Origin of the sequence: Mycobacterium sp. E2479, assembly GCF_001667925.1 — a bacterium.
Classification (GTDB): Bacteria; Actinomycetota; Actinomycetes; order Mycobacteriales; family Mycobacteriaceae; genus Mycobacterium.
Genome location: NZ_LZJR01000024.1, coordinates 42,917 through 56,757, shown reverse-complemented (window position 1 = coordinate 56,757; position 13,841 = coordinate 42,917). Strand labels below are relative to the sequence as shown.

General features: G+C 64.2%; 11 protein-coding genes and 2 tRNA genes. 4 read left to right on the top strand and 9 right to left on the bottom strand.

Annotation, left to right across the window (positions count from 1 at the left end):
- Positions 1–81 precede the first annotated feature (81 nt).
- From A5686_RS02885 to dnaA, 9 genes are all read right to left on the bottom strand, one after another.
- Positions 82–154: transfer RNA gene (locus A5686_RS02885), tRNA-Ala, on the bottom strand.
- A gap of 145 nt (positions 155–299) precedes the next feature.
- A tRNA-Ile gene (locus A5686_RS02880) sits at positions 300–376 on the bottom strand.
- A gap of 71 nt (positions 377–447) precedes the next feature.
- The gene (locus A5686_RS02875; protein WP_067930763.1) at positions 448–1,341 is read right to left on the bottom strand and encodes a DUF3566 domain-containing protein; all 894 of its coding nucleotides are present in this window, start codon (positions 1,339–1,341) and stop codon (positions 448–450) included.
- A gap of 89 nt (positions 1,342–1,430) precedes the next feature.
- Positions 1,431–3,947: a DNA gyrase subunit A gene (gene gyrA, locus A5686_RS02870; protein ID WP_067930760.1), complete on the bottom strand. Its 2,517-nt coding sequence runs from the start codon at positions 3,945–3,947 to the stop codon at positions 1,431–1,433.
- A 42-nt stretch (positions 3,948–3,989) separates the two neighbouring features.
- Complete coding sequence (gene gyrB, locus A5686_RS02865) at positions 3,990–6,023, bottom strand: DNA topoisomerase (ATP-hydrolyzing) subunit B (RefSeq protein ID WP_067930757.1); 2,034 nt, start codon at positions 6,021–6,023, stop codon at positions 3,990–3,992.
- A gap of 257 nt (positions 6,024–6,280) precedes the next feature.
- A complete protein-coding gene (locus tag A5686_RS02860; protein ID WP_067930754.1) occupies positions 6,281–6,838 on the bottom strand; it encodes a DUF721 family protein in 558 nt (185 codons plus the stop codon).
- Positions 6,835–7,992 (bottom strand): DNA replication/repair protein RecF, encoded by a 1,158-nt coding sequence (recF, locus tag A5686_RS02855; RefSeq protein WP_067930750.1) that lies wholly within the window; start codon positions 7,990–7,992, stop codon positions 6,835–6,837. Before recF ends, A5686_RS02860 begins: the two co-directional genes overlap by 4 nt.
- Positions 7,993–9,192 carry a DNA polymerase III subunit beta gene (gene dnaN, locus A5686_RS02850; RefSeq protein ID WP_067930744.1) on the bottom strand — a complete coding sequence of 400 codons (1,200 nt, stop codon included), beginning with the start codon at positions 9,190–9,192 and terminating at the stop codon, positions 7,993–7,995. It abuts the gene before it with no gap.
- 568 nt (positions 9,193–9,760) lie between these two features.
- Entirely contained in the window at positions 9,761–11,296 is a 1,536-nt protein-coding gene (gene dnaA / locus A5686_RS02845) for a chromosomal replication initiator protein DnaA (RefSeq protein WP_067930742.1), read from the bottom strand.
- 594 nt (positions 11,297–11,890) lie between these two features.
- Between dnaA and rpmH the strand changes: the two genes are divergently transcribed.
- Genes rpmH through yidC form a run of 4 tightly spaced genes read left to right on the top strand, consistent with a single transcriptional unit; the run spans position 11,891 to position 13,839 of the window.
- A complete protein-coding gene (gene rpmH, locus A5686_RS26345; protein WP_003874369.1) occupies positions 11,891–12,034 on the top strand; it encodes a 50S ribosomal protein L34 in 144 nt (47 codons plus the stop codon).
- A gap of 23 nt (positions 12,035–12,057) precedes the next feature.
- On the top strand, positions 12,058–12,417 hold the full coding sequence (rnpA, locus tag A5686_RS02840) for a ribonuclease P protein component (protein ID WP_067930739.1): 360 nt from the start codon (positions 12,058–12,060) through the stop codon (positions 12,415–12,417).
- A 32-nt stretch (positions 12,418–12,449) separates the two neighbouring features.
- Positions 12,450–12,761 (top strand): membrane protein insertion efficiency factor YidD, encoded by a 312-nt coding sequence (gene yidD, locus A5686_RS26340; RefSeq protein WP_082947443.1) that lies wholly within the window; start codon positions 12,450–12,452, stop codon positions 12,759–12,761.
- A complete protein-coding gene (yidC, locus tag A5686_RS02835) occupies positions 12,745–13,839 on the top strand; it encodes a membrane protein insertase YidC (protein ID WP_156749912.1) in 1,095 nt (364 codons plus the stop codon). The genes yidD and yidC overlap by 17 nt, the downstream gene beginning before the upstream one ends.
- The last annotated feature ends 2 nt before the right edge of the window (positions 13,840–13,841 follow it).

The following is a 13,841-nucleotide window of genomic DNA, read 5'->3' as shown; positions in this document are numbered from 1 at the left end:
AAAAACCCCGGCCGATGGCCGGGGAATCTGTAACCCATGACGCGACTCATCTGTCACCTATGACTCGACTCATCACATTTGTGGAGCCTAGGGGAATCGAACCCCTGACACCCGCCTTGCAAAGGCGGTGCTCTACCAACTGAGCTAAGGCCCCTCATCGTGATTGAGTGGCTGACCTTGGTCATCCACGGCCACGTGCCAGACCTCGACTCCACGTCGTGACCACACCACCGCTGCCAATCCGGCGATAAGTCCCAGCGGCAGTGCGAGTCTTACGCAACGTCTTGACGGGCACATGGTGGTGGGCCTAGGAGGACTCGAACCTCCGACCTCTTCGTTATCAGCGAAGCGCTCTAACCGCCTGAGCTATAGGCCCGTACTCGCGTACGGCCGAGCGACGAGATTACCGCAATCCCCGCCCGACTCCCAAAAATCGCAGCACCCACGCTAGTCGCGGTCCGCCAGCGTGACCTCGATGCCGCCGATCAGATCGGTCGTCAAGTTGTAGACGAACGCGGCGATGGTGGCCGCCGCGGTCAGCAGCACGATGTTCACCAAGCCGATCAGAACGGCACCGCCGAAAATCGTGCCGCTGGACACCAGTTCGCCGCTGCTGCCGCTGGTGTTGTTCAGCAGGTCACCGACGTTGCTGTTCAACTTCGACCACACGCCCATGCCGCCGAGCACCAGGTACAGAAACGCGACGGCGATCATCCAGACGAAGAACAGCGCCACGGAGAGCAGCAGCGACACCTTCAAGGTGCTCCACGGATCAATGCGGCGGATCTGCATGCTGGCACGCACCGGACCGCGCGTCCGGCGTGACACCTGCACCCGGTTGTCGCGATTTTCGCGGCCTTCCCGGCTTTCGGCGCTCGCCGGACGTCCGCCTGCCGATGAGGTCGACGACTCCGCCGGCCGCTCGGGGGCGGGCTTGCGATGCGGGCCGCGCGGCACCGGGCCAGACAGGTCCGGTAATTCGCTGGCGTAGGCCTCGGTCGGCGAAGTCTCACCACGGGAGGTCGCAGGCTCCGGCTCTTTGGCATGGGACGGGGCGCCGGCCCCTGGCGCCGCCGTGCCCGAGATGAAGCGGTTCAACCGCGCCTCGACGCCACCGGCCTGCCCCGATGGTCGTTTCTCGGGGAAAGGCTCGTTCTGTCGAGGCCCCGGGTCCTGTGGCCGGGGGCCACCGCGCTGCCAGGGTGGTCCCTCCCCAGCCTCTTGGGCGCGGCCACCCTGTGCGGGCGGCACCCCGTGGCGCGCACCGGCGCGTTCGACCGAACCATCCCCATTGGGGCCATCCCCCTGCTTGGGGGCGCCCGGCTCGTTCGGTGAGGTCACCCCGACTCCTTAGGTCTCCTACCCTGGCCGCCCAAGCGGTGGCAGTCGCATTATGTCTGGTCGGGCTGAGTCTAGTGGCTCGGTTCCGACTAGCTGTCTGACTCCGCACCGTCGCTTTGTTCGGTGACTTCGTCCGCGTTTTCCTCGGCGTTGCGGGCAATGGCCAACAGCGTGTTCTCCTCACCCAGGTTCATCAGACGCACGCCCTTGGTCTGCCGTCCCGCCTTACGAACCTGGCGCGCTGCGGTCCGGATGACGCCGCCTCCCGAGGTGATTGCGTAGAGCTCGCTGTCCTCATCGACAATCAACGCACCAACCAGCCTGCCACGCCGACGGTCGTACATCACCGTCAGGACTCCCTTGCCGCCGCGTCCCTGCACCGGATACTCCTCGATCGCGGTCCGCTTCGCGTATCCGCCCGACGTCGCCACCAGCAGGTAGGTGTCTGCGCGGACGACGTTGAGTGACAACAGGTAGTCGTCGGCGTTGAACCGCATGCCCTGCACGCCGGAGGTCGCGCGGCCCATCGGTCGCAGCGCTTCGTCGGTCGCCGAGAACCGGATGGATTGGCCGTTGGCGGAGACCAGCAGCAGATCCTCGTCCGCGGAGCACAGCACCGCACCGACCAGCTCGTCGTTGTCGCGCAGGTTGATCGCCACGATGCCGCCCGACCGGTTGGAATCGAAATCAGTCAGCTTGGTCTTCTTCACCAAACCGTTGCGGGTAGCCAGGACCAGGTACGGGGCGTCCTCGTAGCTCTTGATCTGGATGACCTGGGCGATGCGCTCCTCCGGTTGGAACGCCAACAGGTTCGCGACGTGCTGACCGCGAGCGGTCCTCGAGGCCTCCGGCAGTTCGTAGGCCTTGGCCCGATACACCCGGCCCTGCGTGGTGAAGAACAGGATCCAATCGTGCGTGGAGCACACGAAGAAGTGCCGCACGATGTCGTCCTGTTTCAGGCCGGCACCCTGCACGCCCTTGCCGCCCCGTTTCTGACTGCGGTACAGGTCGGTTTTGGTGCGCTTGGCATATCCGGTTTCGGTGATCGTGACGACGACGTCCTCGCGCGCGATCAGGTCCTCATCGTTGACGTCGCCGTCTGCGGCGATGATCCGGGTACGACGCTCGTCGCCGTGCTTGTCGACGATCTCGGCGAGTTCGTCGTGCACGATCCGGCGTTGCCGCTCGGGCTTGGCCAGGATGTCTTCCAGGTCCGCGATCTCGGCTTCGATCTTGGCCAGATCGTCGATGATGCGCTGGCGCTCGAGGGCCGCCAACCGGCGCAGCTGCATGTCCAGGATCGCCTGGGCCTGGATCTCGTCGATATCCAGCAGCTCGATCAGGCCGGCCCGCGCGATATCCACCGTCTCCGACGCGCGGATCAAGGCGATGACCTCGTCGAGCGCGTCGAGCGCTTTGACCAGACCGCGCAAGATGTGAGCGCGCTCGTTCGCCTTGCGCAACCGATAGGTGGTGCGCCGGACGATGACGTCGAGCTGATGCGCGACGTAGTGGCGGATCATCTGGTCGAGGCGCAGCGTGCGCGGCACCCCGTCGACGATCGACAACATGTTCGCGCCGAAGCTGGTCTGCAGCTGGGTGTGCTTGTAGAGGTTGTTCAGCACCACCTTGGCCACGGCGTCGCGCTTGATCTCCACCACGATGCGCAGACCCACGCGGTCGCTCGACTGGTCTTCGATGTTCGAGATGCCGGCCAGCTTGCCATCGCGGACCTGCTCGGCGATCGAGGTGATGAAGTTGTCGTGGTTCACCTGGTACGGCAGCTCGGTGATCACCAGCGAGGTGCGCCCGCGTGAATCTTCTTCCACCTCAACGACTCCGCGCATCCGGATGGATCCACGGCCGGTGTTGTACGCGTCGTGGATGCCCTGGGATCCGACGATCAGACCGTGGGTGGGGAAGTCCGGGCCCTTGACCCGCTCGCAGACCGCGGCCAGCGTGGCCTCTTCATCGGCCTCGTGGTTGTCCAGGCACCAATAGACCGCTTCGGCCAACTCGCGCAGGTTGTGCGGCGGGATGTTGGTCGCCATGCCGACCGCGATACCGCCGGAGCCGTTGGCCAGCAGGTTGGGGAAGCGGCTGGGGAGCACGGTCGGCTCTTGGACGCGACCGTCATAATTGGGGGTGAAATCGACTGTCTCCTCGTCGATTTCGCGAAGCATCTCCATTGCGAGCGGGGTCAGCCGCGCTTCGGTGTACCGCATGGCGGCTGGCGGGTCATTACCCGGTGAACCGAAGTTGCCCTGTCCGTCGACGAGTGGATAACGCAGCGACCATGGCTGCGCCATTCGCACCAGGGTGTCGTAGATCGACGCGTCGCCGTGGGGGTGGTAGTTACCCATCGTCTCGGCGACCGAGCGCGCCGACTTGGCGTGGCTGCGGTCTGGGCGGAACCCGGAGTCATACATCGCATAGAGCACCCGGCGGTGCACCGGCTTGAGGCCGTCGCGCACCTCGGGCAGGGCGCGGCCGACGATGACGCTCATCGCGTAATCGATGTAGCTGCGCTGCATCTCCTGCTGAATGTCCACCGGCTGGATCCGGTCGACAGAGTCGTCACCTGGCGGCAGCGTGGTGTCAGTCATGTATTCCTCGTTGGTTGGTCAACTCCTGGCGGGTCCGATCGCTCAGACGTCCAGGAAGCGAACGTCCTTGGCGTTACGGGTGATAAAGCTGCGGCGCGCGTCGACGTCCTCGCCCATCAGGATGGAGAACAGCTCGTCGGCGGCCGCGGCGTCGTCGAGCGTGACTTGACGCAGCACCCGGACGGTGGGATCCATTGTGGTCTCCCACAGTTCTTTGGCGTCCATCTCGCCGAGACCCTTGTAGCGCTGGATGCCGTCGTCCTTGTTGATCTTCTTGCCCGCCTTCTGGCCGGCCTCGAGCAAGCCGTCGCGCTCGCGATCGGAGTAGGCGAATTCGGGATCGCTGCGCTGCCACTTCAGCTTGTACAGCGGCGGCTGCGCCAAGAACACATGCCCGTGTTCGATCAGCGGCCGCATGAACCGGAACAGCAGCGTGAGCAACAACGTCGAGATGTGCTGACCGTCAACGTCCGCATCGGCCATCAGCACGATCTTGTGATAGCGCAGCTTGGTGATGTCGAACTCGTCGTGAATGCCGGTGCCCAGCGCGGTGATGATCGCCTGGACTTCGGTGTTCTTCAGGACCCGGTCGATGCGGGCTTTCTCCACGTTTATGATCTTGCCGCGCAGCGGAAGGATGGCCTGGAACATCGAGTCGCGGCCGCTCTTGGCCGAGCCCCCGGCCGAATCGCCCTCCACCACATACAGTTCCGACTTGCGTGGGTCGGTGGAGCGGCAGTCGGCCAGCTTGCCGGGCAACCCGCCGAGGTCGGTGGCGCTCTTGCGGCGCACCAGCTCTCGCGCTTTGCGCGCGGCGATTCTGGCCTGGGCAGACGACACCGCCTTGTTGACCACGACCTTGGCGTCCGCGGGGTTGGCTTCGAACCAGTGCGTGAGTTGTTCGTTGCAGACCTTCTGCACGAACGACTTGACTTCGGTGTTGCCCAGTTTGGTCTTGGTCTGGCCCTCGAATTGCGGTTCGCTGACCTTGACCGAGATCACCGCAGCCAGCCCCTCGCGGATGTCGTCACCGGTGAGGTTCGGATCCTTGTCCTTCAGCAGCTTCTTGTCTTTGGCGTACTTGTTGACCACCGTCGTCAGCGCGCTGCGGAAGCCTTCTTCGTGGGTACCACCCTCGTGGGTGTTGATGGTGTTGGCAAAGGTGTGCACCGATTCCGAGTAGCCGCCGTTCCATTGCATTGCGATTTCAACCTCGTGGCCGGGGCCCTTGCCGTCGAAGTCGATGATGCTCTGCTGAATGGGGCTTTTGGTGCGGTTGATGTGCTTGACGAAGTCGACGAGCCCACCCGGATAGTGGAAGGTGCGGTGTTTGACCTTATGTGGCGCAGTCGATTCCGCGGCTTTTTCTTCTGCCGACTTCGGGGCCTCCGCGGTGTCGCTGACGACCTCGTCAACGACCTCCTCGTTGCTCACCCGTTCGTCGGTGAGATTGATCGTCAACCCCTTGTTGAGAAAAGCCATCTCCTGCAACCGGCGCGCGACGGTCTCGAAGTCGTATTCGGTGGTCTCGAAGATCTCGGGATCGGCCCAGAATCGGATCGTGGTGCCGGTGCGCTTGGTGGCCTCACCCTGTTTGAGGGTGCCGGGCACGGCACGGTCGTAATACTGCGACCATTCGTGGCCGTCGCGGGCGATGTCCACCTCGAGACGGGTCGAGAGCGCGTTGACCACTGACACACCGACCCCGTGCAGGCCGCCGCTGACGTTGTAGCCACTGTTCTCCCCGCCGAACTTGCCGCCGGCATGCAGTTGCGTCATCACCACGTCGACGGTGGGGGCGCCGGTGGCGTGCATGGCCACCGGGATTCCCCGGCCGTTATCGGAAACCTCGACGCTGCCGTCGTCAAGAATGCGGACGTCGACCCGGTCGGCGTAGCCGGCCATCGCTTCATCGACCGAGTTGTCGACCACCTCCCAGATGAGGTGGTGCAAGCCCCGCTCACCGGTGGACCCGATGTACATACCGGGACGTTTGCGGACGGCCTCGAGACCTTCCAGCACGGTGATCGCTGAAGCGCCGTATTCGTCTTGCGCCTTCTTCTTCTGGGCAGCCACGGTCGGAATGCTCTCCTTGGGGTTTCATGCGGGCGGTTCTAGTCACCGCAACAGTCGCATCCCGCCAGTCTAGCCTGATCGGCCATCCGCACCGATATTCTGGCCGCGTTTCTACCCAGCTAACTGCGCCGTGCGCACGATTTCTTTATTCTGGCCGCGTCCCGACGTACGTCGAGGGGGTCCGCCTCGTCCTGGCGGATTTCAGGGGCCTGTGAACGAACTCCCGGCTAGGGATTCGTGGGCCGGTGTCAAACTCCCTAACCGTAGGTGTCGCGCGGACCCCTGCCAGCGATATGACGCGGCCCCTTGCGCCACGAGGGCGCGGCCGGTCCGGTGATCTTCAACGACGTCACTACCCCATTGCCGACGGCAGTGGCGATCTTGGCCAGTAACTGTGACTGGATCATCCGCAGCTGGGTTGCCCATGCCGTCGATTCGGCGGCCACGCTCAGCACACCCTCGTTCAGGGCGGTCGGCGCCGCGTGGTCGGCGATCTGTTGGCCGACGACCGTCGCCCAGTTGCCCAGCACAGTGCCCTCGGCGACTTGCGCCGACCAACCCCGTTTCTTCGCCAGATCGCGCGCCAGCCTGCCCAGGGGTTGCGGGTCGCGGGCATCGGGTCCTGGTCCCGACCAGTTCCGCCGGGCACCCGCCACCCGCCGCGGCGCAAGCCCCGCCGCTCGCCCGCGGCCGGCGTCTTTGCCCTGAGCCCGAGCCGCGGCTCGGGCTTCCTCGAGGGTGCGCCGCACCAAATCGAGCCCGCTCAGGGCATTTGGTGGCTCGATCGGCCGCGGACTCTCTTCGCCACCGGTCATGAGTGCATCTTCGATACCCGCCCGGCGTCGCCGTCGCGTAAGTCGACATGAACCTCACGGGCCGCCCAATCCGTCGGGATGTCGTCGAGCACTGCGGCCGTGACCAACACTTGTTCGGCCGATTCGGCCACGGTGGCGAGCGCGCGGCGACGGGCGGTGTCGAGTTCGGCGAACACGTCGTCGAGCAACAACACGGGTTCGCTTTCTTGCGTTCGCAGTAATTCGTAGGCGGCCAGCCGCAGCGACAACGCGAACGACCACGACTCCCCGTGGCTGGCAAAGCCTTTCGCGGGCTGGTCTCCGAGCCACAATTCCAAGTCGTCGCGGTGTGGTCCGACGAGACACACGCCGCGTTCCAGCTCCGCGTCGCGGCGTGCCGACAATGCCGCCAGCAAGGCGGCTTCCAGGAACTCGCGGTCGGCGCCAGCGATATCCGCCGCCGCCTCGGCGCGCAGGCTGGATCGATAGCCGATGGAAGCGGCACGTGATCCGGGGGCCAACAACTGATAGGCCTTCTCCACCTCCGGTGCCAACTGATTCACCAAATCGACACGAGCGGCCATCAATTCGGCGCCGTGCTCAGCGAGACGACTGTCCCAGACGTCGAGCGTGTCCAGTGCGCTCTGGTCGCCGCGATAGCGGGCGCCGGACAGGGATTTCAACAGCGCCGTGCGTTGCCGCAAAACTTTCTCGTAGTCCGAGCGCACCACGGCCACCGCCGGGCGACGCACCGTCGCCAAATCGTCGAGGTAGCGGCGCCGGTCGGATGGATCGCCGCGGACCAGGGACAGATCTTCGGGAGCGAACAACACCGCTCGCAGGACGCCGATGACCTCCCGTGTGCTGCGCACCGGTGATCGGTTCAGTCGTGCCTTGTTCGCCCGGCCGGCCGCGATTTCCAGATCGACCGCGCACTCCCTGCCCTCGTTGACCACGATCGTCGACACCACCGCTCGGTCGGCGCCCGCGCGTATCAACGGCGCGTCCGTTCCCACCCGATGGGATCCCAGGGTGCTCGAATACCACAGCGCCTCAAGGAGATTCGTCTTACCAAACCCGTTGGAGCCGATGAATACCGTCCGACCAGGCTGCAATTCGAGGTCGGCGTGTGCCCAGGACCGGAAGTCGCGCAGTCCTAAATGCCGGACGTACACCTAGCCAGGCAACCGGACGGGCATCAACAAGTAGACGTAATCGGTCGGTAGGGCGCTATAGGGGCCGGTGCCGGTTGGGTGGCTGTCGTCATTCAACGCCGGACGCAGCAACGCCGGCTTGCCCGGGGTCGTGAAACCAAACGACACTCGCTCCGAGTGGACCGATCCCAGCCCGTCGGTCAAATAGGTCGGGTTGAAGGCGATCGTCAACGGCTGGCCGGCGAAGTCGACCGCCAGATCTTCCTCAGCCCGGCCCACGTCGTCGGCGCCCGCGGACAGCCGCAGCGATCCCTCGCTGAATTCCATCCGGACCTGGGCGCCCCGATCCGCTACCAGTGCCACCAGCTTGATGGCCTCGGTCAACTCCGCCACATCGATGGTGGCGACCGCCGTGTGCTCGGCCGGCAGCAACTGACGGAACTTCGGGAATTCGGCATCGAGCAGACGGGTGGTGCTGCGCTTGCCGTTACCGCTGATGCCCAGTAGTCCGTCTGTTCCGACGCCCGATCCCGCACCCAGGGACAACCGGACCTCGGAGCCGTCGGTGCCCGTGCGGGCGGCCTCCGCCAGCGTCTTGGCCGGTACCAGCACCGCGGCTTCGATATCGGGTGAGGCCGCCGACCAAGTCAGCTCACGGACTGCCAAGCGGAACCTGTCGGTGGCGGCCAAAACCACGGTGTCACCAGAAATCTCAACCCTGATTCCGGTCAGCATCGGCAACGTGTCGTCACGGCCGGCCGCAATCGCAACCTGGCTGATCGCCTCGGCAAACAGATCGGCGGGCAACGTACCGGTCTCTTCGGGCAACGCCGGCAGCGTCGGGTAATCCTCAACCGCCATCGTCGGCAGCGAGAACCTGGCGTTTCCGCAGTGCAGTGCCACCCGGTTACCGTCGGCATAGAAGTCGATCGGTTTGTTGGGCAGTGCCCGCACGATGTCCGATAGCAACCGACCGGATACCAAAACGCTTCCCGGAGAAGCTATTTCGGCGGCCACCTGCGCTTCGGCGGAAACCTCGTAATCGAATCCCGAGATCGTCAGGCCCTCGTCGGTTCCTGACAGGAGCACACCGGAAAGCACCGGCACGGCAGGTCTGGACGGCAAGTTCTTCGCCACCCAGGACACTGCGTCTGCGAAAGATTCCCGCACCAAACGAAATTTCAAGTCGCTGAGCCCAGCCGTTGTCGTCGCCGCGTCCATAGCGTCCCTCCACCTACCCAGCGTTTTCGAGTCCATTGGCTAGCCACCGCCCGCTAGCTCGGGGCTCCGCCACGAACGCCGATGGCGGCTAATGCCAGCGACGACCGCAACGGCAGTCGAAGAACAACCGTAGATCCTTCGACGCCATCTTGAAAGCTAATCGCAAAGCCCGACAACCCCGGTCTGCGTCGGTTCAGACGACCGGTGTGCACCGTGCGTCCCCAAGCCTGTATTTCAAAGAAGAACCGATGTAGAGATCTCAGTACCAGTATTAAGGCCTGTGCATTCTGGGGACAGGATCATCTCGGCGCAGCTAGCGCCGTGATCGGGTTGTGCATCGTGGTGCAAACGCCTGTGGGCGATGTGTTGGGTGAGTGGGGACGAATGACAGTTGTGCACCGAAGCTCTGTCACTGCACCGGCGCGTAATTGCGTTGTGCACAACTCTGCGCACAAGTCCAGGGTGGGGCGGGTGTGACAGATGTGCGTGAAGTTTCTCGAAAAAAAATTACCAACACGGGCAGCGAGCGCCCGAAAATCGGCGGTTCGGAGCTCTGGGAGAGGAGGATTCAGCGCTTGGAGCGCTGGCGGATGCGAGTGGTGAGTTCCTTGACATGATCAAAAACCTCACGCCGCTCGGCCATCTCGGACAGGATCTTGCGCTGCGCATACATAACCGTCGTGTGATCCCGGCCGAATGCCTGGCCGATCTTGGGCAGTGAGAGATCGGTGAGCTCACGGCACAGGTACATGGCGATTTGGCGCGACTGAGCCAGCGCTCGAGTCTTGCCGGGGCCGCGGAGCTCTTCCACGGTGGTGTCGAAGTATTCGGCGGTAGCCGCCATGATGGTGGCGGCGCTGATCTGCATGGTGCTGGCATCGGCGATCAGATCGCGCAACACGATCTCGGCTAGTGACTTGTCGATTGGCGTTTTGTTCAGCGAGGCGAACGCGGTCACCCGAATCAGCGCCCCTTCGAGTTCTCGAATGTTGCGCTCGATGCTGCTGGCGATCAGTTCCAGCACGTCGTCGGGGACCGCCAGCCTCTCCATCTGAGCCTTCTTACGCAAGATGGCGATTCGGGTTTCCAGCTCTGGGGGCTGAACATCGGTGATCAAGCCCCACTCGAACCGCGTCCTCAGCCGGTCTTCGAGGGTGGCGAGTTGCTTGGGCGGCCGGTCGGATGAGATGACGATCTGTTTGTTGGCGTTGTGCAGGGTGTTGAAGGTGTGGAAGAACTCCTCCTGGATACCTTCCTTGCCCTCGATGAACTGAATGTCATCGACCAGCAGCACGTCGACGTCGCGATAGCTGCGCTTGAATGCGACCTTGCGGTCGTCGCGAAGCGAATTGATGAAGTCGTTGGTGAATTCCTCGGTGGAGACGTATTTGACTCGCATCCCCGGGAAGAGCCGCTGTGCGTAGTTCCCGGCGGCGTGCAGCAGGTGGGTCTTGCCGAGACCGGACTCTCCCCAGATGAACAACGGGTTGTACGCCCGGGCAGGCGCCTCCGCGATCGCCAGGGCGGCGGCGTGAGCGAATCGGTTGGAGGCGCCGATGACGAAGGTGTCGAAGGTGTAGCGGCGGTTGAGGCTCGTTCCGGCGGCCACCGCCGGATCGATGGCGTGCGGCCGCTCGGTGAAGTAGTTGGGCCAGCCCTGCTGGTTGTCGTTGACCGTCTCGCTGTTTTCGAAGGCTTCCTCGGTGTCGACGACCGCATTGTCGGCGGCAAAGGACGGGTCGGATCCAGGGAACGCGTCGGCCGGCCCGATGAGCGCATCGTCGACATCCTCGGGCGGGGGAGCGATGCGGACACCCAATTGGATCTGTTGCCCGAGCCGGCGGCTGAGCGCATCGGTGATGGGCGCCCGGAGATGTCTCTCGATTTCGTTTTGGACGAAGCTGCTCGGCACCGAGAGCAGAGCGAATCCCTCGACGATGGTCAGTGGGCGGACGAGATTCAGCCACGCCCGTTGCTGTGGAGTGAGGGGAGTGACAAGGGTCGTGCGGCTGGCGGGCATGCCGTCTGCGGCGGGTTCCCCGTTGAGTTCGGAAACGACGGCATTCCACACTGTCGTGAAACTGGAACCGGGGTCATCGGTCAACGACGCATCTCCCTGGTTCTCGAACGTCCCGACCCGAGTACACCACGCTTGGCGGCAAAACAACTGTCCACATAGTTATACACAGGTGTGGACAGGATGATCGTAGGCGAGCCACAGCCTACTGGCCGGCTCGCGATCTCCGCGCTGGAAGAGAACCTCGAAAGGTTGTCTAGGCAGCTAGTCGATCCACCATCCTCGCTTCGTTGCCGAGCGCTGCTTCAGTCTAAAACGACTTCGCAGAAGCTAACAGTTTTCTGTTCGGCTGCCAACAGTTCTGCTGCTTTCCAATCGGGTCATTTAGGGTACGCGGGGCTTGCTTCGGCTCGTTATGGTAGCGACGGCCGCGGCGAGTGTGACGGAAACGGAAATCTTTCTGTCGCCTGTGTGTGGGTTCGTTGTGGCAAGCCAGGTTTGACCAGGCGAAGCCTCGTCAGTACCCTCAAACAGTCGCCCGAAAGTCGGCGATACGGCTGCGACCCGAACCACATGGGGACCGCGCCGGCCAGCAACACCAAGACCACCTCCGGTCGAACCGCAGATGAGCCAGATGCGAAAGTCTGAGCGGCTGGATGGCAACACAACGAGGAGAACGTCGTGGCCAAGGGCAAGCGGACCTTCCAGCCGAATAACCGGCGCCGAGCCCGCGTGCATGGTTTCCGCCTGCGGATGCGCACTCGCGCCGGACGTGCGATCGTGTCCGGTCGGCGCCGCAAGGGTCGCCGCGCGCTCTCTGCCTGATCGCGGCTCCAGGTCGTTCAGCGGTGCTTCCGGCACGCAACCGCATGACGCGGTCAATTGACTTTGACGCGACGGTGAAGCACGGGATTCGCCTGGCACAGCCCGATATCCTCGTGCATCTTCGCCGGGGATCCGATCGGGACGAAATCGTCGCGCCGCAGGTCGGATTGGTGGTGGGCAAGGCCGTCGGATCCGCCGTGGATCGACACCGCGTGGCTCGCCGGCTGCGCCATGTGGCCCGTGCCCTGCTGGGCGAGCTCGGCCGGTCGGATCGATTGGTGATCCGTGCGCTGCCCAGCAGCCGGACGGCATCCTCGGCCCGACTCGAGCAGGAACTGCGCCGGTGTCTGCGACGCGCGTCGGCGGCAGGGAGCGAGTCGTGACGGCGTTGACCGGGTTGCGCGCGTTCGTCCGGATGGCCGGAACGGCGGCCGCGCGCGGAGTGATTTTTTTGATTCAGCTGTACCGGCATATGGTGTCGCCGCTGCGTCCGGCGACATGCCGCTTCGTTCCGACCTGCAGCCAGTACGCGGTCGATGCGCTGAACGAGTACGGCCTGATTCGGGGGAGCTGGTTGGCTGCGGCCAGACTCGCCAAGTGCGGACCATGGCATGAAGGCGGATGGGATCCGATACCGGACCGCCCGGAAAGTCACGTGAATTGCCAAGATGCCAGCGCCGTTCGGGTTGTCCGAGCGGCGCGAGGGGAGAGTGGATCCTTTGTTTGATTTCTTCAGCCTCGACTTCGTCTACTACCCGGTGTCGTGGATCATGTGGGTCTGGTACAAGTTGTTCGCCTCGATGCTGGGCCCGTCGAACTTCTTCGCCTGGGCGCTGTCGGTGATGTTCTTGGTCTTCAGCCTGCGCGCGTTGCTCTACAAGCCCTTCGTGCGGCAGATCCGCACCACGCGCCAGATGCAGGAGCTACAGCCGCAGATCAAGGCGCTGCAGAAGAAGTACGGCAAGGATCGCCAGCGCATGGCGCTCGAGATGCAGAAGCTCCAGCGCGAACACGGCTTCAACCCGATCCTGGGCTGCTTACCGATGCTGGCGCAGATCCCGGTGTTCATCGGTCTGTATCACGTGCTGCGCTCGTTCAACCGGACCACCGGCGGCTTCGGTCAGCCCCACTTGTCGGTGGCGCAGAACCGCATGACCGGAAACTACGTCTTCACCCCGACCGACGTGGGGCACTTCCTGGACGCCAATTTGTTCGGCGCCCCGATCGGCGCCTTCATGACGCAGCGCACTGGGCTGGATGCGTTCACCTTCTTCAGCCGGCCGGCTGTGATCGCGGTGGGCCTGCCGGTGATGATCCTGGCCGGCGTCGCGACCTACTTCAACAGCCGGGCGTCGGTGGCGCGCCAGAGCCCGGAGGCGGCGGCGAACCCGCAGACCGCGATGATGAACAAACTCGCGTTGTACGTGTTCCCACTCGGCGTGGTGGTCGGTGGGCCATTCCTTCCGCTCGCGATCATCCTGTACTGGTTCGCGAACAACATCTGGACCTTCGGGCAGCAGCACTACGTCTTCGGGATGATCGAGAAAGAGGACGAAGCGAAGAAGCAGGAAGCGATCCAGCGCCGGGCGGCGAACGCGCCGGCGCCGGGAGCCAAGCCGAAGCGGAACCCGAAGGCGGCGTCGTCGGGTGGCAACGGTTCGACGGCGGCCGACGGCGACGTCGATGCGCCCGGTTCCGCGACGACAGATTCCGACGGAGCCGACCGCCCGGCGTCCGGCGGGGGCGGGGGCCCGAGCAACCGCACGCCGAGGCCCGGGGCGCGACCGAAAAAACGCAAACGCTGATA